The organism is Alcaligenes sp. SDU_A2, assembly GCF_038237375.1.
Taxonomy (GTDB): domain Bacteria; phylum Pseudomonadota; class Gammaproteobacteria; order Burkholderiales; family Burkholderiaceae_B; genus Alcaligenes.
The window spans coordinates 1,666,847-1,686,482 of record NZ_CP151273.1 but is presented as its reverse complement, the minus strand read 5'-3'; the positions used below and the strand labels follow the sequence as shown (position 1 = coordinate 1,686,482).

The following is a 19,636-nucleotide window of genomic DNA, read 5'->3' as shown; positions in this document are numbered from 1 at the left end:
CCGCCCATGCCTTTTTCGCCTCCCCCCCAAGGCGGCACGGAGCGGATCGTCAGATCCCGCTTCTCGCGCCGGTCATCCGCCAAGCCGCCTCAGCGCACCCTTATCCACAAAATCATGCTGTGGATCTTCGGACCGCTTTTTCTGCTGTGGACCGTCGGTATCGTTATAACCTACTTCATCGCCCAGCACATCGCCAACTCGCCCTATGACAGAACCCTGCGCGGCCACCTGGACCTGCTGCGCCAGGAGTTAAGCCAACAGGATGTGCTGGGCCCCGTTTCCCTGTCCGAGTCCGCCAGCACCATATTGCGCCAGGGCAGCGATGCCCCCACGCTCTGGCAGATCCGGGACGCCGACGGCACACCCCTGGCCGGCAATGCCGATCTGCCCCTGCCCGAAAACTGGGACTACGAAAACAATCTGCTGCGCTACCGCGATGTCGTCATGGCTGGGCAAAGCATGCGGCTGGCCTATGTCTGGGGCAGCCGGGACAAGCAAAACACCCCGTTTTTGACCATTGTGGCCGAAACCAACCAGCACCGCTCGGTTCTGCATCACGAGATTCTGATCGGAATGCTGACCCCGCAATTTATTCTGGTGCCGCTGGCGGCCATGCTGGCCGGGCTGGGCCTGACCCACGGGCTGGAACCACTGAACTTGCTGCAGGCCCGGCTGCGGGCCCGCGCCCCCGGGGATCTGTCGCCCGTCGAGAGCGACCAGGCTCCGGCGGAAATCGTGCCTTTGATCGATGCCATGAATGGCCTGCTGGAGCGCCAGGCACAGTTTTCCGCCGCCCAGCGGCGTTTCGTGGCCAATGCCGCCCACCAATTGAAAACCCCTTTGGCAGGCATACGCACCCAGGCAGAAGTCGCCCTGCGCGAGCGCGACCCCGCCCAGACCGAAGCCAGTCTGCGCCAACTGGTACGCGGCACCCAGCGGGCGACGCGGCTGGTCAACCAGATGCTGGCGCTGGCCCGCGCCGAGAGCAGCGACGCACTGCATGCCACCAACGCCCAGGCCATCGAGCTGAACACACTGGCCGAGCAGCATCTGTCCCAATGGGTACCGCGCGCCCTGCAGCTAGGGCTGGATCTGGGACTGGAGAGCGCGGGCCGGCCCATCGTGCTGCAAGCGGACAGTGTCATGGTGGGCGAGCTGTTGAACAATCTGCTGGACAATGCGCTGATCTACACTCCTTCGGGCGGTTGGGTCACGCTGCGCACCGGCCGCACCCAGAGCCACGGCTGGCTGGAGGTCGAAGACAATGGGCCTGGCATCGCACCCGAACACCACGCGCGCGTTTTCGACCGTTTCTATCGCATCATGGGCAGCCAGGCCGACGGCAGCGGGCTGGGTCTGGCCATCGTGCGCGAGATCGCCGACATTCATGGTGCCACTATTGCCTTTCTGCCGCCCAGCGCCGGCCAGGCCAGCGGCACACGCCTGCGGGTCAGCTTCCCGCTAACGCCGCCACGGAGACTGTGACGCATGCCGCCCACCATCGCCAGCACCGCCTTTGACAGCAGCAGCCACGCCAAGCCGCACGGCAAACTGGATGCCCAGGGTCGCAAGGTCATCTTCGCCTCCTCGTTGGGCACCATGTTCGAGTGGTACGACTTTTATCTGTACGGCTCCCTGGCCGCCATCTTGGCGCAACATTTTTTTTCGGCCGTGAACCCGACAGCCGGCTTTATTTTTGCGCTGTTCGCATTTGCTGCCGGCTTTGCCGTGCGGCCGTTCGGGGCCCTGCTATTCGGTCGCATCGGCGACCGTGTAGGCCGCAAATATACGTTTCTGGTCACCATCTTGCTGATGGGTCTGTCGACGTTTCTGGTCGGCGTGCTGCCCAACTACGAAGCGATCGGCATTGCCGCTCCCATCATGCTGATCGTGCTGCGCCTGTTGCAGGGCCTGGCCCTGGGAGGGGAATACGGCGGCGCAGCCACTTATGTGGCCGAACACGCCCCCCAACACCGACGCGGCTTCTACACCAGTTGGATTCAGACCACGGCCTCGGTGGGGCTGCTGCTCTCGCTGGTGGTCATCATGAGCATACGCAACGCATTGGGCGAAGAAGCCTTTGTGGCCTGGGGCTGGCGCATCCCCTTTCTGATTTCCGTCGTACTCCTGGGCATTTCTGTCTGGATACGGATGAACCTGAAAGAGTCCCCCGCTTTTCAGCACATCAAGGAGCAAGGCGGACTGTCCAGCGCCCCTATTACGGAGTCGTTCGGACGCTGGAAAAATTTACGCATCGCCCTGGTGGCGCTGTTTGGCCTGGCCGCAGGCCAGGGCGTGGTCTGGTACACCGGCCAGTTTTACGCCTTATTCTTCATCACCCAGACTTTAGCCATCGAGGCCAACCAGGCCCAAACCATGATGGCCATCGCCCTGTTGCTGGCCACCCCGCTGTTTGTCGTGTTCGGCTGGCTATCGGATCATATCGGACGCAAACCCATTATTCTGACCGGCTGCCTGCTGGCCGCCCTGACCTACTATCCGGCCTTCAAGGGTCTGGCCTACTTTGCCAATCCCGCGTTGGTCCAGGCGCAACAACAATCCCCCGTCGTCGTCGTGGCCGACCCGGCTGCCTGTTCCTTCCAATTCAATCCCGTTGGCACCCACTCGTTCACCAGCTCCTGCGACATCGTCAAATCCTTTATGGCCAGCTACGCCGTCAGCTACAGCAACGAAACCGGCGCAGCCGGTCAGGTGGCGCAGGTCCGGATAGGCACTCAAACCATCGACTCTTTCGAGGGGGCCACGCTGAGCCGTGCCGAGTTCGCCCGCCAGTCGCGGGAACTGAAGGCGCAACTGACCCAGGCGATCCGCGACCACGGCTACCCGGAGCGGGCCGATCCGCAGCAGCTCAATAGCGTCATGGTGGTTTTGTTGCTGACCTACCTGGTGGGTCTGGTCACCATGGTCTACGGCCCCATCGCCGCCATGCTGGTGGAAATGTTTCCCATCCGCATCCGCTACACGTCCATGAGCCTGCCCTACCACATCGGCAACGGCTGGTTCGGCGGCTTTTTGCCGCCTCTGTCCTTTGCCATGATCGCCGCCTCGGGCAATATCTACGATGGCCTGTGGTATCCCATCATCATCTGCTTGGCGACGGTGGCGATCGGCCTGCCATTTGTGCGCGAAACCCGGCACAACGACATCAACGCCTAGGGACATGGTCGTTCCGTGCCCGCGCGAGGCGACTGCCCCGGCAGGCCACCTGCGGCCCGCTGCGGCATGTGCCGCAAATGCAAGAGCGGGTAAGCGCGCGGGCGCTGCCCGGCATCTGCGCGTACAATCAATCCTTTGCCTTGCGCCGGTCCCACGTCCGGAACCGGCTGCAGCCTTCTCTTTTTCTGCTTACTATCTTCGCCTCCATGTGGTTTAAAAATCTACGCATCTACCGTCTCTCCCCCGATTGGACCTGTTCCGCCCAGGAACTGGAAAATGCCCTGGCCAAGCACCGCTTCACCCCCGGCTCCAGCCAGGAACCGCTGAGCCTGGGCTGGGTCAGTCCACGTGATAACGATGCCCTGGTACACGCCATCGAAGGTCAATACCTGATTGCCCTGCGCGCCGAGAAAAAGCTGCTGCCCACCACTGTCATCAATCAGGTAGCCCGCGAAAAGGCCCGCGACATCGAAGAGCAGCAAGGCTACAAGCCCGGCCGCAAGCAGATGAAGGAAATCAAAGAGCAAGTCATTACCGAACTGATGCCGCGTGCCTTTGCCGTCTCGCGCGACACCCGCGTCTGGCTGGACACACGCAATCACTGGCTGGCCATTGATGCGGCCGCCACCGCCAAGAGCGACGAAGTATTGGGTCTGCTGGCCAAGAGCGTAGAACCTTTCCCGGCCCTGCCTCTGTATACGGAACTGTCGCCCGCTTCGGTCATGACCTCCTGGCTGATCGACAACGACCCACCCGCTAATTTCACCATCGACCAGGACACCGAACTGCGCTCGACCGGCGACAGCGGCGCAGCCGTTCGTTATGTCAAACAAAGCGTGGATATCGACGAAGTGCGCAAGCACGTGCAGGCCGGCAAGCAGTGTACCCGCCTGTCCCTGACCTGGGCCGAACGCATCAGCTTCGTGTTGACCGACGCACTGGACATCAAGCGCGTCAGCCCTCTGGACATACTGACCGAAAAACAGGATGTCACCGCCGTGAACGACGACGAGATATTCGATGCCGACATGACGCTGATGACATCCGAACTGGCCAATCTGATCGCGGATCTGGTCAGCGTACTGGGTGGCGAACGCAAATCCTGATCGGCCATGCTCTGCGCGATAACGCCCAGTTTGCCGGGCGTTTTTTTTTGCGCTGCATATCCACGAGCCTCGCTATGCGCACTTATTGACAACCAGTTTCCAATATTGGAAACTGGTTGTCAAAATGGAGAGCATATGAACCCATCCACGCCCACACAACTGACGAACCTGATTCTGACGGTATTTCAACTGAACGGCAGATTGCTGGACTGGGGAAATGACTTTTCTGCCCGTCACGGTCTGACCAGTGCTCGCTGGCAGATACTGGGAGCCATCGCGCTGTCCGAACACGCGCCGACCGCTCCGCAACTGGCGGCCTTTATGGGCATTACGCGGCAAGGCGCGCAAAAACAGCTCAAACTGCTGCAACAAGACGGTTTGATCCAAGCGGAACAGAATCGGCTGCACAAGCGCTCCCCCGTCTTTACGCTGACCCCGCAAGGCCGGCAGGCGTTCAACGCCATCGATACGCAATGGAATGCACATGCCGCGCAACTGGCCGCAGGCTTTTCCCGCGACCAACTGCACACCGCGCACGCCGTGCTGACCAGCCTGATCCAACACCATCAGCCACAGGACACTGCGCCATGAAACGCACTCTCCATGCCACCGCCGCCTTGCTAAGTGTGTTGTGCATTGCAGTGTTCTGGACATCCACCCTTCTTGCCGAACTGTTTGCCTCGCCCTACACCGTAGCCTGCGTCAAGCAATGGATTGCCTGGGCCCTACTGGGCTTTGTTCCCTTGATTATGCTGACCGGCGCAACCGGATGGGCAATGGGCGGTCGCAGCTCCGACCCGCGCATCCGGGCCAAACGCCGCCGCATGCCCCTTATTGCCGCCTTGGGAATGCTGATTCTTGCGCCTTCTGCTGTATTTCTGTCGCTACGAGCTCAAGCAAACCTGTTCGACCCTCTGTTCTACAGCGTGCAGGCGCTGGAACTGGTGGCGGGTGCCATCAATATGGCACTGATCGTCCTGAATGTCCGCGATGGCCTGCGCATGCGCACACCGTTGGCCCAGCGGACATAAAAAAACCCGCTCGGCAATGACCGAGCGGGTTTGCAAACCGATACAGCGAAGCGATCAATACATGCCGTGAAAGACGGCGTCTTCGGGTCCGATATGCGAAGGAGGGTTCCAGGTGACGTCGCGCATGGAATGCTGCACCAGCGTCTCCACGCCCAGCAAGACGGCAAAAATAGCCATGCGTACCGGAATGCCATTGTCAGCCTGACGGAAAATCGCCAGACGCGGATCGTGATTCAGGTCCACGCTCAAATCGTGCGCGCCTTCGCGGCTATCGCGCGGCAGCGGGTGCATGACAATGACGTCCGGACCGCAGCACTGGTCGATGATGGCCTTGTTGACCTGGAAGTCTGCGGTATAGCTGTCGCCCTGCCCTTCCTGGAAGCGCTCTTTCTGCACGCGCGTGGCATAGATGACATCCACGCCGGGCAGACCCTTTTCCAGGGAATGGGTCTGTTCGATGACATGGTTGCCCTGCTTGGCGACTTTCTCCAGGATCTCTTCGGGCATCTCCAGGCCGGGCGGCGAGATCAAGGTGAATTTCAGCCCACGGTACATAGCCAGCATCTTGATCAGCGAATGCACGGTACGGCCATATTTCAGATCGCCGACCATGGCGATATGCGCCCCATCGAGCAATTTGCCCAGACGGGAAAACTCGGTGCTGATGGTGTATAAGTCCAGCAAGGCCTGGCTGGGATGTTCGCCGGCACCGTCGCCACCATTGACCACTGGGATATTCGTTGCGCGGGCAAATTCGGCCACCGAACCTTGCTCGGGATGCCGGATCACCATAGCGTCCACATAACCGCTCATGACCCGGCTGGTATCGTAAATGGATTCGCCCTTGGCCATGGACGAAAACGTAAAGCCCGTGGTGTCGCAGACCGAACCACCCAAACGGCAAAAAGCCGCGCCGAAGCTGACGCGGGTGCGGGTGGAGGCTTCAAAAAACAAATTACCCAGCACCGCCCCTTCCAGCACGCGCGAAACTTTCTGGCGTCGCGCGATAGGTTGCATAATGTCGGCCAGACTGCACAATTCTTCCACGGTTTCGCGGGTAAACTGCTCTACCGACAGCAACTGATGCTTGCCGCCCACGGCGATGCGGTCGCGCAGCGGACCGGACTGTGCGCTTTGCGCATATTTATTCAGAAGCGCTTCGTTTTCGACAATTTCCGTGACGAAACGCTGCACCACTTCAGGCATGGCCCGCGACTCCAGCGACCCTTCCGGCAAAAGCCAGGTATCCAGAGCGCGGCGCTTGACGCCGATACGGGCGGCAAATACGTCGCGGGTCAGGTTCAGGCGACGCATTGCATCGCGCAAAAAGACTTGCTGGGAGACGGCCATAAAAAACTCGCTATGTGGATATACGCAATGCGTATATTCTAAAACGAGACATTGTCATCTGGCGAGAAAGAAAACGCGTGCTTGCAAAAAATACAACGCCTGCGGCGGCCCGAGCACGCCCCTATAAGGTCAAGGCCTGCGGCACCATCTGCGGTGGGCCGAAATCGGGAAAGGAAGAACTACCGTCGTCCTGCGGCATGGCATTTAGCCACTCGTTGTGCTGTACGGCAAAGCTGGCCAGCCCCAGAGTGCCCCACAGGCCCAGCAGAAAAATCGCCAGACTGAGCGCCAGAAAAAAAGCCGAACAAAAAGCCGGTATCCAGGCCCAGCGCCGACCGGCCGAGGACATATGCCAGGCGGCCGTCCAGTGGCTCCAACACAAGGCCAAAAACGCAGACACCAGCCCGACCATGAACACCGCCAGTGGAATGCGCAACCATTCGGGCATGAATACCGAGTTGAGCACGCCACTGGCCATCAGCATAATGAGCAGCAGCGCCGCGCTGTGCAACCCCGCCAGAACCCGGAAGGAAAGCACATAAAAAGCGACACTGCTGGGTGCGGAGCTCATGATGGCGCTTTAATTGCTTCGCTGGCTATCCGGCGTGGCTTGCGGACCGGCAATGGCGCGCGCCGCCGTCATGGCATTGGCTTCCGTGCCCACCATGAAGATCAGGCGGCCATCTTTGACGGGCGAGCTGTAGCCCGGTGCAGCCAGCATAGTGTCACCGACGACCAGCGCCAGGCGTTTTTTAGGATATTGCGTCGTGACCTGCAGCAGACGCTGCGCAGCTTCCGGCGTCAGGGTCAAAGCCAGCAAACCTTCCTTGCTGTCGTTGGTGCCCGCCTGCACATTAGTCAGGTCGTTACGCGTGATGATGGCGCGTGGATTGACATACAAGGCACCGTTGGGCTGCACATCCACACGTGCCCAGCCGGCCTGCTCCTGCGTGTCAGCCAGAAACACCTGAACCGGGGCGGCTTGCTGCTGCGCGCCCGCCTGCGCAGCCGGCGCTGGCTGACCAGTTGGTGCCGCCGTCGAGGGGGTCTGGGTGGCCGTGCTGGACGATCCAGCCTGATCAGCTGGCTTTTGCTGAACGGTTTGGCAAGCGGCCAAAGCCACCAGACTGACCGGAGCCAACAAGCGTGCAAGCGTGCGTAGAGTCATCATTTTGAAGGTCCCCCCTCTTTACAAAATTTCAACATGATCTGCAGTGTAGCAGTCCTGTAACAGCGAAAGCGGTTAATCTTTGTTAAGGCTTGCCTGGCAGCGCGCCCCTTATCTGTACACTGACCCGATCCCATACGCGGCCCTGGGCGTCGCGCAGCTCAATCAGCATCCGCCCGGGGCGCAAGGGCAGGCGGGCACTAGGGCCTTGCGCCACTTGCCGCCCATCCACCCACCACGCCACATCGCGTGCCACATCCATCTGCCCCTGGGCCTGCAGACGCAGTTGCTGGTTCAGCGGGGGAATGTCCGGGTCCAGCGCCAAAATAGTGCCATTGACCGGCTGGGCAATGCGCAACTGACCAGAGTAAGCCTGCGCCGAATCGGCCAGCTCTACCCGCTCTGTCTCGGTACCCTGCAGGAAATATTCGCGCCGCGCCGCTTCCACGGCCGGCTCGTAGTGCATGTCGCGGGCCAACACGCCATCGGGTATGGGTGGCTGGCGGCTGCTGCGCCCGCGCTGCAGCAGGCTCATCACTTCGTGCCAGATCGGAGCAGCCCCGCTGACGCCGGAGACATCCTGCATGCTCTGGCCGGCGCTATTACCCACCCAGACACCCACGGTATAGTCCTGCGACCAGCCCAGCGCCCAGTTATCGCGCATATCCTTGCTGGTCCCGGTTTTGGCTGCGCTCCAGAATGGCGTGCTCAGCGCGCTGTCCAGGCCAAAGGTCAACACCCGGGCCTGGCGGTCGGACAGCATGTCCCCGACGATCCAGCTGGCACCGGCATCCATCACCGCGCTGGCCGGCGCGGACGGCTCATCCAGCCGCGTGCGCACATCCTGGGCACGGCCCTGGTTGGCAAAAGCGCGATACGCGTTACTCAACTGCAATAAGGTGACATCGGCGCTGCCCAACGCCAGGCTGTAACCGTAATAGTCGCCTTCCTGGCGCAGATCCATCCCCAAGGCGCGCAAGCGTTGCACCAGCGCTTGTGGCCCCAGCAAGGTCAGCACGCGTACAGCGGGGATATTCAGGGATGAACCCAGCGCCGTGCGCGCGCTGGTCCAGCCAACAAACTGTTTATCGTAATTCTGGGGAATATACAGGCCGTTGCCGGTCGGCAGGTTCAGGGCCGAATCCTGTAAAAGCGAGGCCGCCGTCAACAGGCGCTTTTCAATGGCCAACTGGTACAGAAATGGTTTCAGCGTGGAGCCGGCCTGACGCAACGATCGGGCATGATCCACATCGGCCGCTTCGGACAGCTCGCCGCTGGAACCCTGATAAGCCAGTACCTGTCCGCTGTGATTATCCAGCACGACCACGGCCGCATCACGCACGCGCGCTGCGCGCAAATCCAGCAAGTGACGCCGTACGCTGGCGGCCACTTGCGCTTGCAACCGCGCATCCAAGGTGGAATGCACACACTCGCCAGCACGTAGATTCGGATCTTGTTCCAGAAGCCAACGGGCAAAATGCGGCGCTCGGTTACGCTGCCCGAAAGGCGGCTGAGACGCGCGCCGCAACGCCACCGACACCAGATTGCCCAGGCCGCGACAAGCTTGCCCCCGCCCCATTTCCTGCAGGGTCAGGCAGGCCCGCCGCTCCACGGTCAGCGCCGACGCATTGGGCCCGCGCAGCAGCACAGCCGCAATGGCCGATTCACGCGCATCCAGCGCGGCAGCTTCTTTCTGGAACAAAGCACGCGACATGGCATCCACGCCCACCAGTTCGCCACGAAAGGCGACCCGATTCAGATAGGCTTCCAGGATCTGTGACTTGCTCCAGCCGTCCTCCAGGGATTGAGCCGCCACGACTTGATCGAGCTTTTGCCAGACAGAGCGGCCGCCCCGCCCTGCGGCCAAGTCTTGGTCCAGCAGGCCGGCCAATTGCATGGTAATGGTCGATGCGCCACGCGCCCGGCCCGATACCATTCCGTCCCATGCCGCTACCCCCACCGACAGCCAGTCCACCCCGCCGTGCGAGGCAAAGCGTCTATCTTCAGACACCAGCACGGCGTGCTGCAGGGCCGGCGAAATCTGCTCCAGCGCCACCCACTGCCCCCGCCGCTGCCGGAAGTCGCGCCGCACGGTCTGCACCACGACGCCGTGGCGATCCAGAACCAACACGTCCGAGGACCGGTGCGACTGGCGCACCTGCTCGTAGCTTGGCATGGCGACAAGCGGGGCCGGCACCAGGACCAGCCCCAATAGAACAGTACAAACGCTACGGCGCAGGCGCATCCACAATATCCAGTGTGCCTGCATTAGGCCAGACCGCGAACACATCCGGTTCGTACAAGGCCTGAACACGCGTGGCCGGCAGAACGAACTGACCCACCGTATTCAAACGCACGGTGTACTCCAGCGTCGTCGTGCCCTCGGGGAAGCGCTCGTAATACGCGCGGTAGCCGTCAAAGCGTCGCTCCACAAAAGCAGGCCAGGCGACGCCTTCGCGGCGTTCACCTTCGGTCGCCAAAGCGGAGTCGCGCCCCAGGCCGCTGCCCAGAATCGTCGCGCCCGCCGGTATAGGATCGGACACCACCACCCACGTCGCCGGTCCCTGCGCCTTGATCGTCAGGGTAATACGGGCAATATCGCCACGGCTCCAGACGCCGGCCTTGGCCTGCTCGACGGCCTTCATGCTGCGCTCCACGCTCAGGCCGGCGGCAATTGGCTTGTCCACTGGCACCGCTGCCAGAGAACGCACATCGACCCAGGCCGTTCCCTGTCCCATCAGCTCCACCGACAGGTCGTCGGCCTGAGGGCCGCGCCAAGGCACATCGATCTGCGTGGCGCGCACGCCCTGCGCATCGGGTTTGAGCACATCCCAATCGACCACCTGAGCGCTTTCCGAACCCAGGATGACCATAGACTGACCGCTGACCGGCTGCTCGTAACGCCGGCTGAACTGCTCGATGGCCAGACCGGCCAGCAAGTTCTCGGTCGTCATGCCCCAGGCACCGCGACGTTGCTCCATCAGCAAGCCCTGAGCCAGACGCGGCATGTCCTGAGCCCAATCGGGCTGACCGCTCATCTGCATCATCAAGCGGGCCTGATTGGTGACCCGACTGCTCATGGTCCAAGGGTCGCCGTTCAAACGATCGTCGCCGAACACCAGACGCGTGCCACGGCTGACCAGCCTTGCCTGAATCAGCTCCAGGGCTTTCTGACGTGTTTGCTCGGCCTGTTTGACCCCAGGCAGACGATGCGTCAGGTCAACCCAGGCCAGCAAGGTTTCGGTGGGCCAGCTTTGCACAGCGGGCTCGACCGAATCGAGCATGTTCACACGCGCCATATCGTAGCGGGCCAGCACGGACACCATGCGCACCACCTCGATGTCCCGATCCTGGCGGGACGCCGTGCGCGTATCCTGCAAGCGACCATTGACCGCATTTTGCAGACCCTGCAACATCTCGCGGCGATAGGTCTCGGGAATCACAAAGTTCAGCCCCATCTCCTGGGCCATGTGACTGACTTCCAGCAGATAGGCCGTCAGCACGCGGCTGCCCGAACCATAGGAACTAGGGAAATAGCGCAGCAGACCGTCCTGCGAGAGATAGGACGGAATGCGCTGCATCAGTGCCGCCCAATCCTGTTCGGCGCGTAAACCCAGGGAACGCGAGGCCAATTGCTCAAAGCAGGTGTAGGGATAGCGCTCGAACCAGGCACGCACCCCTTCCAGGCCACCACCCAAGGATGAACGGAACTGCATCTGCAATCCACCCTGAATACGGCCTTGCTCGTCACGCAATGCACCGGCCGGAGCCTGCACCGGCAAAGTCAGAACCTGTTCGGCCGAAACTGCGGCCAAGGTCGCCTGCTGCACCGCCACTTGCGTAGCCGGAAAGATCTCCTGCTTGATGGCCACACTGTCCTGTGCCGCGCGGGCCGAGCCAGCCTGCCCCACTTCGCGCGCCTGCACTGTCCAGGCCAATGTCTGGGTCGGCGCTGTACCGCTGGAGGCAGGCACGGTCATGGGCCAGGACACCAGGGCCGCCGAACCGGACGCCAGCTCGATGGTCTGAACAGGCAGACTGCCGCCCGGCAGCCCCGTGCCATCGTACGTAGCCTGGACCTGAACCGTCATGGCACGCGGACTGCTGTTGCGTACTGTGACCTGCGCCTGGTAGCGGTCGCCTTCTCGCGCCACCGCCGGCAAAGCAGAAATCACTTGCAGATCCTGCGTGGTCACCATCTCGGCCGAGCCGGTGCCAAAGCGCTGTCCGCCCTGATCGGCCACGGCCACGACGCGGTAACGCGTCAAGGCGTCTTTCAACGGCACCATGACGGTGGCACGGCCTTGCGCATCCAGCTCCACATGCCCCTTCCAAAGCAACAGGGTATCCAGCAGTTCTCGGGTCGGGCTCTTACCCCCGCCGCCGCCGGCCGGTACCGCCTTGCGGCCATAATGGCGACGTCCAACAATTTCGGACTGCGCCGTGGCGGTCAGCACGTTGTAGCTGCGCAGCGCGCGCATGGCCTCCAGCAGCTTCCAGGATGTATTGGGGCTCAGCTCCAGCAAGGCCTGATCCACTGCTGCCAGCGCCACCGACGCGCCCGCCGCCGGCGTGCCATCGGCCCGCAGAACCTGGATATCCACTTTCGCCTGTTCGCGGATGGCATACTGAGAACGGTCTGTGCTGACCCTGACCTCTAGCGCGTCTTGCTGGCTGCTGACTTCAATGCCGGCCAGACCAAAGCGATACGCCGGCTTGGACAGGTCCACCGTGGTCGTGGGAGCGACAAACTCGCCGCCGCCTTCCGAATAGGCCTTATACCAATTGATAGGCTGGCTCCAGCCCCAGGTAAAGAAGGAATACCAGGGCACTTCGCGCAGTCGCCCGCGCAAGACCAACACCGACACATAGACGTTAGGCCCCCATTCGGACTTGATCAGCACATCGACGGTCGGGTTTTCGCCTTGCAATTGCACGACACGCGCATCCAGCACGCCTTCACGCTCGACCGCTACCAGCGCCGTCGCCTCGCGAAACGGCATGCGCACCTGAAACTGCGCCGTTTCGCCCGGTGCCCAGCTCTTGCGGGCGGGGATCACATCGATACGATCATCGTTCTGGCCGCCGAACCATAATTCGCCCGCGCCGCTGACCCAGACACTGCTGGCAGCGACAGACTCTCGGCCCTGGGCATCGCTGGCGACCGCACGCAATTCGACCTGCCCACCCTTTTCGAGTTTCACCTCGCAGTGCAGCAATCCTTTTTCGTCACTGTGCCCCTGGCAGACCGTGCCCAGATCCTGACGCTCTTGCTCGGTGTCGTAACTATAAAAACCGCCTACCATGCGCTTGCGGGTGGAATAGCGCACTACATTGGCCGCATCCACGCGCAGGGCCGCATCCTTGACCGGCTTGCCGTCCGGGCTGAGTGCCAGCACGGTCAGCGTTGTGCTGAACCCGGCTTTAAGCCAACTGCCGGCGCGCAGACCCGCCACCACATCGGCCGGCCATACCGGCACGGTCTGCATCAAGGTCTGAATTTCGCCGTTCGGATCAGCGAAGGTCGCCTCCACCACGAACTCAGACGGTTGCTCCACCACCGGCAGGTCTTGCAACTGCGTGCGCAGCCCCCCCTGGGCATCCAATTGCACCCGCTTCTTGTTCAGAAACACACGTGGCTCGGACGACACCTGCTCGCCACTGTCGGGCGCGGCAAAGCTGAAGTCGTCGTACGCACTAAAGGACGGCGCGCGCGTGCGCACCACGCCCGACAGCTGCACCGGCAGAAAATCCGCCGGCCCGCCCGACAGGTACTGCAATTGCATGTCCGCCTGCATGGACTGTGGACGCACCAGATAAGGACGCTCCTGACCGTCGCTCAGCTTGAGCGAACCGCCCAGCACAGGCAGCTTGAATTCCTCGACACGGAACTCGCCAAAACTAAAATACTGATCATCGCCACGGCTGGAGATCGTGTAGATACCCAGTTCGGCGTCTTTGGGAATCTTCCAGTCGTTCAGGGCAAAGGTGCTGCCCCCCGCAGTGGTCTGCCATTTCAGGGGCAATTCAATGCTCTTTCCCGTACCCTGATGCTCCAGCACCATGCTGCGAGGATAGGCATCGGGTGCCGCAAAGCCCGCCCGCACGCGATCGGTCAGGTAATGCTTCATGTGTACCACTTCGCCGGCACGAAACAGATTGCGATCCAGCACCGTGTGGGCCACCATGCCATCGCGACTGCCCCAGGCATAGGGCACGTTAAAGCGCCACGGCTCAATACCGGTGTTCCAATCGCTAAAGGCAAAACTGAAATCGTCCTTGCCACGCGCCAGAGGATTGTTCTTATCCACACGGGCCGTCACGTACAGGCCCGAGAGCTGCGTATCGTCGCAGTAATCGACGCTTTGCACTGGATGGGGGTGGTGAAACAAGCCCTGATCGTCGGTGCGGCCTGCGACCAGTTCCTCGCCCCGACAGTTCATGACCCGCACCTGTGCGCCGGGCACGACCTTGGCATCGTCCAGGGTCGTGACCCAAACCATCACATCATCGCCCCCTTTCTTGATGTGCACGCCCAGATTGGTGACCAAGGCGGAACTGCGCACATACATGGTTTTGCCCGATTCCAGCAAAGACGCCCCCAAACGCGGCGACGCCACCTCCAGCACATGAAAACCCGGTTCGCGCAGCGGCACGCCTATCAATTCAAATGGCCGTTCACCCTTCTGGTCCATACCGGGCAGCGTCAGCGGCTGCACCTTCTGGCCGCGCAGCAACGATTCGCCGCGCAGATCCAACATGCCATCCTCGTTGACCGGCCCGGTTATTTTAAAGTCCGGCCCCATTATGCTCTGCAGTCGCTGCGCCGGCATGTTCCAGCCGTAGTCCAGCTGGCGCAGGCGCGCATACCACAACAACACCTGCTTATCGTCGCGCAGCACCATATCGCCTACCTGCCCGGCCGACACCAGCATATCCTGGGTCATCAGAGCGGGTTCAACGCTGCGCAGGCTCAGGCCCAGCGCCGGCGGATCATCGTCGTCCGAGCCGTCGTGCGCGGCATGCCCAAAACGCTCGACAATGCCGAACGGAGCACGGGCAAATTTCACCAAAGGTGGATAGACACCCGTGCGCACCCCTTGGGTCAGCAATTCCGGATTACTCAAACTGCGGCCTGCATCGTCTTTCAGGTCATCCGGTGCCACGATCTGTAACTGAGCATTTTCAGGAAATGGACCCTGAAAGCGCAGGGCATACGTGGCCCCCCTATCCTGCCAGCCCTCGTTGTCGTCGGACACGGGCTTCCATTCCTGCGACCCGGATGTCAGACGAAACCGGGCCGCCTGATCGGCATCCACGCCAGAGGAAAACTGCACGTTCAGACTGCCCACGGGCGTGCAAGGCGCATCGGCCCGTTCGCGCAAACACGACAAGGACACACTGAAGTCAGGGCGCACCGAAAAATCGAACGCATAACGGTCTGAACTGGGCACCCCCTTGCGACCGGGTATGCCGGTCAGAATGCCCGGCTCCAGCACCACGGAAACCGCCGCGCCGGACGGCAAGGTGCGGGCGCACTGCACGGCCTGATAGCGTTCGTCGATCTGGTCGACATAATATTCCGCCTTGATCAAGGCATCGCGCTGCGCACTGTCCAGGCTTTTCAAGGCAATGCGCTCGCCTATGCCCTCGACCCGGCAGTACCCGTGCTTGAGCAACGATGCCGGGTCCACAGGTGCCGTAAAGCTGAACAGAAACGCCTGATCTTCAGCAATCGTGGAGTAATAAGGACGAGAGCTGTCCAGAACGGGACCGCCCGAATTAAATCGATACTGGGTCGGGCCGCTGATGGCCTGGCCATTCAGACTGCGGAATGTCTTGGAAACGGTGGCCGTGCAACTTAACCCCGGGCCAGGGCGCTGCGTGAACTCGTAAACCCACCGGCGCGCATCCAGCCAGCGCCCCTGACCGCTGACCGCCGGATCGTCGCACTGCACCAGGACAGGTGCCGGCAATTGCGAATCGCCAAACTGCACGACAGGCGCGGCAAACGTCACTTTGACATCCCGCAACTCGCTGGTTGCCCCTTTGGGCGAAAAACTGCTGATGGATACAGCCTGGGCGCAATTGGCCCCTGCCAAAAGCATTAAACCAAGCACAGCATGGCGCGCCATCTTTCTTCCCCTGTAGACAAGCTGTTTTCGGCGCTCAGTGTAGAGTAAATCGACACCCGCCGGACAGGCACAAGACTCTTTTTCGGCAAGACAAAAAATGCATTAACCTCCTGGAGGAGACCGAAAACCGCAGCACGCCATGCCTAGGCTCGGCCTGCGCGATCCCGACAGAGTTGAAAGCAAAGTTTTCAAATGCGTCAAAAAATGCAATTTACGACCAGAACACAACCTGACCACTACGATAAAGCAGGATTGCCGCACTGGATAAAACGCCTTTTATCCCCATCTGAACATCAGCGCCGTCCTCTGTGGCCGCCTTTTTTATTTACTTCAGGACATGCTCATGCGCCCAATGACGCTGGACAAACTGGACGAAATCCGTAACGACTGCCGTAAGCTGGTCAGCCGACGCGCCCTGCTATCGGCTGCTGCCGCAGTCGTCCCCATTCCCGGCGTGGATGTGGGTGCCGATGTGGCCATTCTGATGAAAATCATCCCCATGATCAACGCCCGTTTCGGTCTGTCCGCGCAAGACGTGGACAACCTTAGCCCCGAGTTGAAAAAAATGGTGATCGTGGGCGGCACCAGCATGGGCGTAGGCCTGGTCGGCCGCGTCCTGACCACAGACCGGGTCGTGAACATTCTGGTGCGCATGGGGGCAAAAAAACTGGCCGGGAAATACGGGGCCAAGTATGTGCCCCTGATCGGCAGCGCGATCTCTTCGACGATCAGCTTTGTGGTGCTGCGCAAAGTGGGTAATCAGCACATCGAAGAATGCTATGCTGCTGCCCGCAGACTGGTGCTGGAGCAGCAGCGCCGGCACGCCGTCCATACCCTGGATGGCACAGCCGATGGTTTAATTACCGAGGTCGGCAGCTCTGGTGCGCGCTAAGGCCGGATAGAGCCGCCACAAACACTAGCCCGCCGCCGGTTGCACGGCATCGGGATTGCGCCCGTTAAGCATGTAATCCATCAGTTCGCGCACCGAGCGCATGGCCTTGCCAAATGGCAAGGCTTCGGCACTGCGAAAGAACAAGCCGCGCTCCACGTCGCCTTGCAAGGCATACGCCAACTGCCGGTCAATGCAGAACTGACCGTGCCGCTGCACCCCGTCGCGCAGCCCGCAATGGGCCAGACAATCGAAACCTTCAGTGCAGGGCCGCTGACGGGCCACCGACTGCAACTTGCTTTCTTTGTGCAGATACGCATCCAGCCAGGGGGTGCGTACGGCACGGGCCGGCAGACCCGCCACGCTCATGAACGTAACGATATCCTTAGGTTCGGCATCAAGCAGCACACGCTTGAAGTTGGCATGCGCATCGCCTTCCGACGTGACGGCAAAAGCGGTGCCCAACTGCACGGCATCCGCTCCCCAGCCCATCAGTTCGCGCACCTGCTCGGGGCGATGCACCCCACCGGCGGCAATTAGCGGAATACGCTCGGCCTCCAGCCCCAATTCGCGGAACAAGGCGCGGCAACCTTCCAGCACACGCTGAAAAGCGTACTCGGGCTTGCTCAGCGACTGGTCATCGGGCGCACCCAGATGGCCAGCGGCAAAACGCGGGTTTTCTATGACGACGGCATCGGGCAAGCGCTTGCGGCGCAGCCATTTTTTGACCAGCAAGGTTACGCCACGCACATCGGACAAAATAGGAATCAGGGCCACTTTGGGGTGGTCCTGCGTCAGGTCGGGCAGATCCAGCGGCAAGCCGGCCCCCACAACCACGGCATCGGCACCGCTCTCGCAGGACTGGCGGACGTACTCGGGATACTGAGACACCGCTTTCATGACATTGACTGCCACCGCTCCCTGCCCGGCCGCGTTATCCCGCGCATTGCGGATCTCGCGGTCCAAGGCCTGCAGGTTGGCGGCGTCCACGACCTGCTTGGGCACATCCCCCTGGGTGTTGTCCATCAGGTCGTTATGATGACGCCGCAGGTCCACGCTGGAGATGGTTCCAAGACCGCCCAATGCAGCGACCGCTCCCGCCAGACGGGATGCGGAGACGCCGACCCCCATGCCCCCCTGGACAATGGGTAAAAGCAATTTCCCCTTCAGGGACATGAGACGCAAATCCGTCTTTAGCACAATGTTATACCTTTGGTTAAAGCAAGAACCTGCCCGGCCACATCGGGACCGGGAACAGGGCAAGAGCCGCGCGTCGCCCAAAAAGGGGCGGCCACGGCATCAGATCAAGCGGGAATAACGGGCAGTCGTCGCCTGGCCCAGATATTTGTCGAACACCATGCTGAAGGCGCGCACGAACAAGCGTCCTTTGGGCAAGACCTGGATGCTGTCGTGATCCACCGTCAGCAGACCGGCTTGCACATAGGTGTCCAGTTCGTTCAGCTCGCCAGCGAAATAGCTGGCAAAGTCAATGCCATAGCGCGCTTCCAGCCGTTCGATCTGCACAGGCGCGCTACACATCAGGCTCATGATGATTTCCGCGCGCAGGCTGTCGTCCGGCTGCATGACGATGCCACGCTCGACTGGAATGCGGCCCCGATCCAGATCGGCGTAGTAGTTACGCAAGCTGCGCACGTTCTGCACGTGCATGGGGCCCACCTGGCCGATAGAGGAAACGCCGAAAGACACCAGATCACAGGAGGCGCGGGTGGTGTAGCCCTGGAAATTACGATGCAGACTACCGTCCAGACGGGCCAGATTCAGCTCGTCCGTAGGCAAGGCAAAATGGTCCAGCCCTATATAGACATAACCAGCATCGAGCAGACGCTGCGAGGACATCAGAAACAATTGCAGACGCTGTTCGGCATCGGGCAGATCGGCCTCGCGAATCAGGCGCTGGGCCTTGAAACGCGTCGGCAGGTGCGCGTAATTGTATAAAGCGATGCGGTCCGGGCGCAGTTGCACCAGCGAGTCGATCGTGGCAGCAAAGCTATCCAGACTTTGCAACGGCAAGCCGTAAATAAGGTCGGTGTTGATGGACTGAAAACCGGCGGCCCGCCCTTCTTCGATCGCGCGACGAACCATGTCCAGCGGCTGGATGCGATTGACCGCTTCCTGCACGCGGGGGTCAAAATCCTGCACGCCGAAACTGGTGCGGTTAAAACCCAATTGCGCCAGGCCCTGCAAGGTGCCGTCGGCCAGCGTGCGCGGGTCGATTTCTATGCCCAGCTCGGCATCGTCGGTAAATTGGAAGCGGGCTTGCAAACGGTCCATCAGGCGCGCCAGCTGCGCGTGCTCCAGGAACGTGGGCGAACCGCCGCCCAAGTGCAGTTGCTCGGTGCGCCGGTCCTCGCCCATGTACTGGGTAACCATGTCGATCTCGCGCAACAGGTAGCGCAGGTACTGATCGCTTTTGCTGCGGTCCTGGGTAATGACCTTGTTGCAGGCGCAAAAATAGCACAGGGACTGACAGAACGGGATATGCAGGTAAACGGACAGGGGCGGATTGTTGCTGCTCAGGGCGCGACGCGACAGCTCGTGTATATAGGGTTGCGCAGGGAAATCCTGAAAGAAGCGGTCGGCCGTCGGGTACGAGGTATAACGCGGGCCGGTGCGGTCAAAGCGCCGGATCAGCGCTTCGGAAATTTCGATGTCGGGATTGCCGAGCGCAGGAGCGTGGATTTCTTCCAGAATACTGGACATGGCGGGTTCTCCAGCAAGAGGCCTTTTCTTCTTGATAAGCACCCATTGTGGGAGAAAAC

General features: G+C 61.3%; 13 protein-coding genes. 6 read left to right on the top strand and 7 right to left on the bottom strand.

The window, feature by feature from the left end:
* Positions 1-114: 114 nt before the first annotated feature.
* From AADW57_RS07885 to AADW57_RS07865, 5 genes are all read left to right on the top strand, one after another.
* The gene (locus tag AADW57_RS07885) at positions 115-1,485 is read left to right on the top strand and encodes a sensor histidine kinase (protein ID WP_341669501.1); all 1,371 of its coding nucleotides are present in this window, start codon (positions 115-117) and stop codon (positions 1,483-1,485) included.
* Between the two features lie 15 nt (positions 1,486-1,500).
* A complete protein-coding gene (locus AADW57_RS07880; protein WP_445819198.1) occupies positions 1,501-3,177 on the top strand; it encodes an MFS transporter in 1,677 nt (558 codons plus the stop codon).
* Positions 3,178-3,383: 206 nt separating this feature from the next.
* Positions 3,384-4,283: a recombination-associated protein RdgC gene (locus AADW57_RS07875; protein ID WP_341669499.1), complete on the top strand. Its 900-nt coding sequence runs from the start codon at positions 3,384-3,386 to the stop codon at positions 4,281-4,283.
* Between the two features lie 135 nt (positions 4,284-4,418).
* Positions 4,419-4,874 (top strand): MarR family winged helix-turn-helix transcriptional regulator, encoded by a 456-nt coding sequence (locus tag AADW57_RS07870; protein ID WP_341669498.1) that lies wholly within the window; start codon positions 4,419-4,421, stop codon positions 4,872-4,874.
* Positions 4,871-5,314, top strand: coding sequence for a hypothetical protein (locus AADW57_RS07865; protein ID WP_341669497.1), 444 nt, complete (start codon positions 4,871-4,873; stop codon positions 5,312-5,314). The genes AADW57_RS07870 and AADW57_RS07865 overlap by 4 nt, the downstream gene beginning before the upstream one ends.
* Before the next feature lie 54 nt (positions 5,315-5,368).
* Here AADW57_RS07865 and AADW57_RS07860 read toward each other — a convergent pair whose 3' ends face one another.
* The 5 genes from AADW57_RS07860 to AADW57_RS07840 form a co-directional block, all read right to left on the bottom strand.
* On the bottom strand, positions 5,369-6,664 hold the full coding sequence (locus AADW57_RS07860; protein WP_341669496.1) for an aspartate carbamoyltransferase: 1,296 nt from the start codon (positions 6,662-6,664) through the stop codon (positions 5,369-5,371).
* Between the two features lie 121 nt (positions 6,665-6,785).
* Complete coding sequence (locus tag AADW57_RS07855; RefSeq protein ID WP_341669495.1) at positions 6,786-7,235, bottom strand: hypothetical protein; 450 nt, start codon at positions 7,233-7,235, stop codon at positions 6,786-6,788.
* Between the two features lie 9 nt (positions 7,236-7,244).
* Positions 7,245-7,835, bottom strand: coding sequence for a SecDF P1 head subdomain-containing protein (locus AADW57_RS07850; protein WP_341669494.1), 591 nt, complete (start codon positions 7,833-7,835; stop codon positions 7,245-7,247).
* A gap of 82 nt (positions 7,836-7,917) precedes the next feature.
* A complete protein-coding gene (pbpC, locus tag AADW57_RS07845; protein WP_341669493.1) occupies positions 7,918-10,077 on the bottom strand; it encodes a penicillin-binding protein 1C in 2,160 nt (719 codons plus the stop codon).
* Positions 10,061-15,967, bottom strand: a complete 5,907-nt coding sequence (locus tag AADW57_RS07840; protein ID WP_341669492.1) for an alpha-2-macroglobulin family protein — start codon at positions 15,965-15,967, stop codon at positions 10,061-10,063. The genes pbpC and AADW57_RS07840 overlap by 17 nt, the downstream gene beginning before the upstream one ends.
* Before the next feature lie 343 nt (positions 15,968-16,310).
* Here AADW57_RS07840 and AADW57_RS07835 point away from each other — a divergent pair, with 343 nt between their 5' ends.
* A complete protein-coding gene (locus tag AADW57_RS07835; RefSeq protein WP_341669491.1) occupies positions 16,311-16,859 on the top strand; it encodes a hypothetical protein in 549 nt (182 codons plus the stop codon).
* Positions 16,860-16,883: 24 nt separating this feature from the next.
* On the opposite strand, the gene AADW57_RS07830 is transcribed toward AADW57_RS07835, so the two are convergent.
* On the bottom strand, positions 16,884-18,032 hold the full coding sequence (locus AADW57_RS07830) for an NAD(P)H-dependent flavin oxidoreductase (protein WP_341669490.1): 1,149 nt from the start codon (positions 18,030-18,032) through the stop codon (positions 16,884-16,886).
* 123 nt (positions 18,033-18,155) lie between these two features.
* Entirely contained in the window at positions 18,156-19,577 is a 1,422-nt protein-coding gene (hemN, locus tag AADW57_RS07825; RefSeq protein WP_341669489.1) for an oxygen-independent coproporphyrinogen III oxidase, read from the bottom strand.
* Positions 19,578-19,636 lie beyond the last annotated feature (59 nt).

Coding starts and splice junctions, on each gene's coding strand:
- AADW57_RS07885 (WP_341669501.1), top strand. CDS start 115: ATGCTGTGGATCTTCGGACCGCTTTTTCTGCTGTGGACCGTCGGTATC.
- AADW57_RS07875 (WP_341669499.1), top strand. CDS start 3,384: ATGTGGTTTAAAAATCTACGCATCTACCGTCTCTCCCCCGATTGGACC.
- AADW57_RS07870 (WP_341669498.1), top strand. CDS start 4,419: ATGAACCCATCCACGCCCACACAACTGACGAACCTGATTCTGACGGTA.
- AADW57_RS07865 (WP_341669497.1), top strand. CDS start 4,871: ATGAAACGCACTCTCCATGCCACCGCCGCCTTGCTAAGTGTGTTGTGC.
- AADW57_RS07860 (WP_341669496.1), bottom strand. CDS start 6,664: ATGGCCGTCTCCCAGCAAGTCTTTTTGCGCGATGCAATGCGTCGCCTG.
- AADW57_RS07855 (WP_341669495.1), bottom strand. CDS start 7,235: ATGAGCTCCGCACCCAGCAGTGTCGCTTTTTATGTGCTTTCCTTCCGG.
- AADW57_RS07850 (WP_341669494.1), bottom strand. CDS start 7,835: ATGATGACTCTACGCACGCTTGCACGCTTGTTGGCTCCGGTCAGTCTG.
- pbpC (WP_341669493.1), bottom strand. CDS start 10,077: ATGCGCCTGCGCCGTAGCGTTTGTACTGTTCTATTGGGGCTGGTCCTG.
- AADW57_RS07840 (WP_341669492.1), bottom strand. CDS start 15,967: ATGGCGCGCCATGCTGTGCTTGGTTTAATGCTTTTGGCAGGGGCCAAT.
- AADW57_RS07835 (WP_341669491.1), top strand. CDS start 16,311: ATGCGCCCAATGACGCTGGACAAACTGGACGAAATCCGTAACGACTGC.
- AADW57_RS07830 (WP_341669490.1), bottom strand. CDS start 18,032: ATGTCCCTGAAGGGGAAATTGCTTTTACCCATTGTCCAGGGGGGCATG.
- hemN (WP_341669489.1), bottom strand. CDS start 19,577: ATGTCCAGTATTCTGGAAGAAATCCACGCTCCTGCGCTCGGCAATCCC.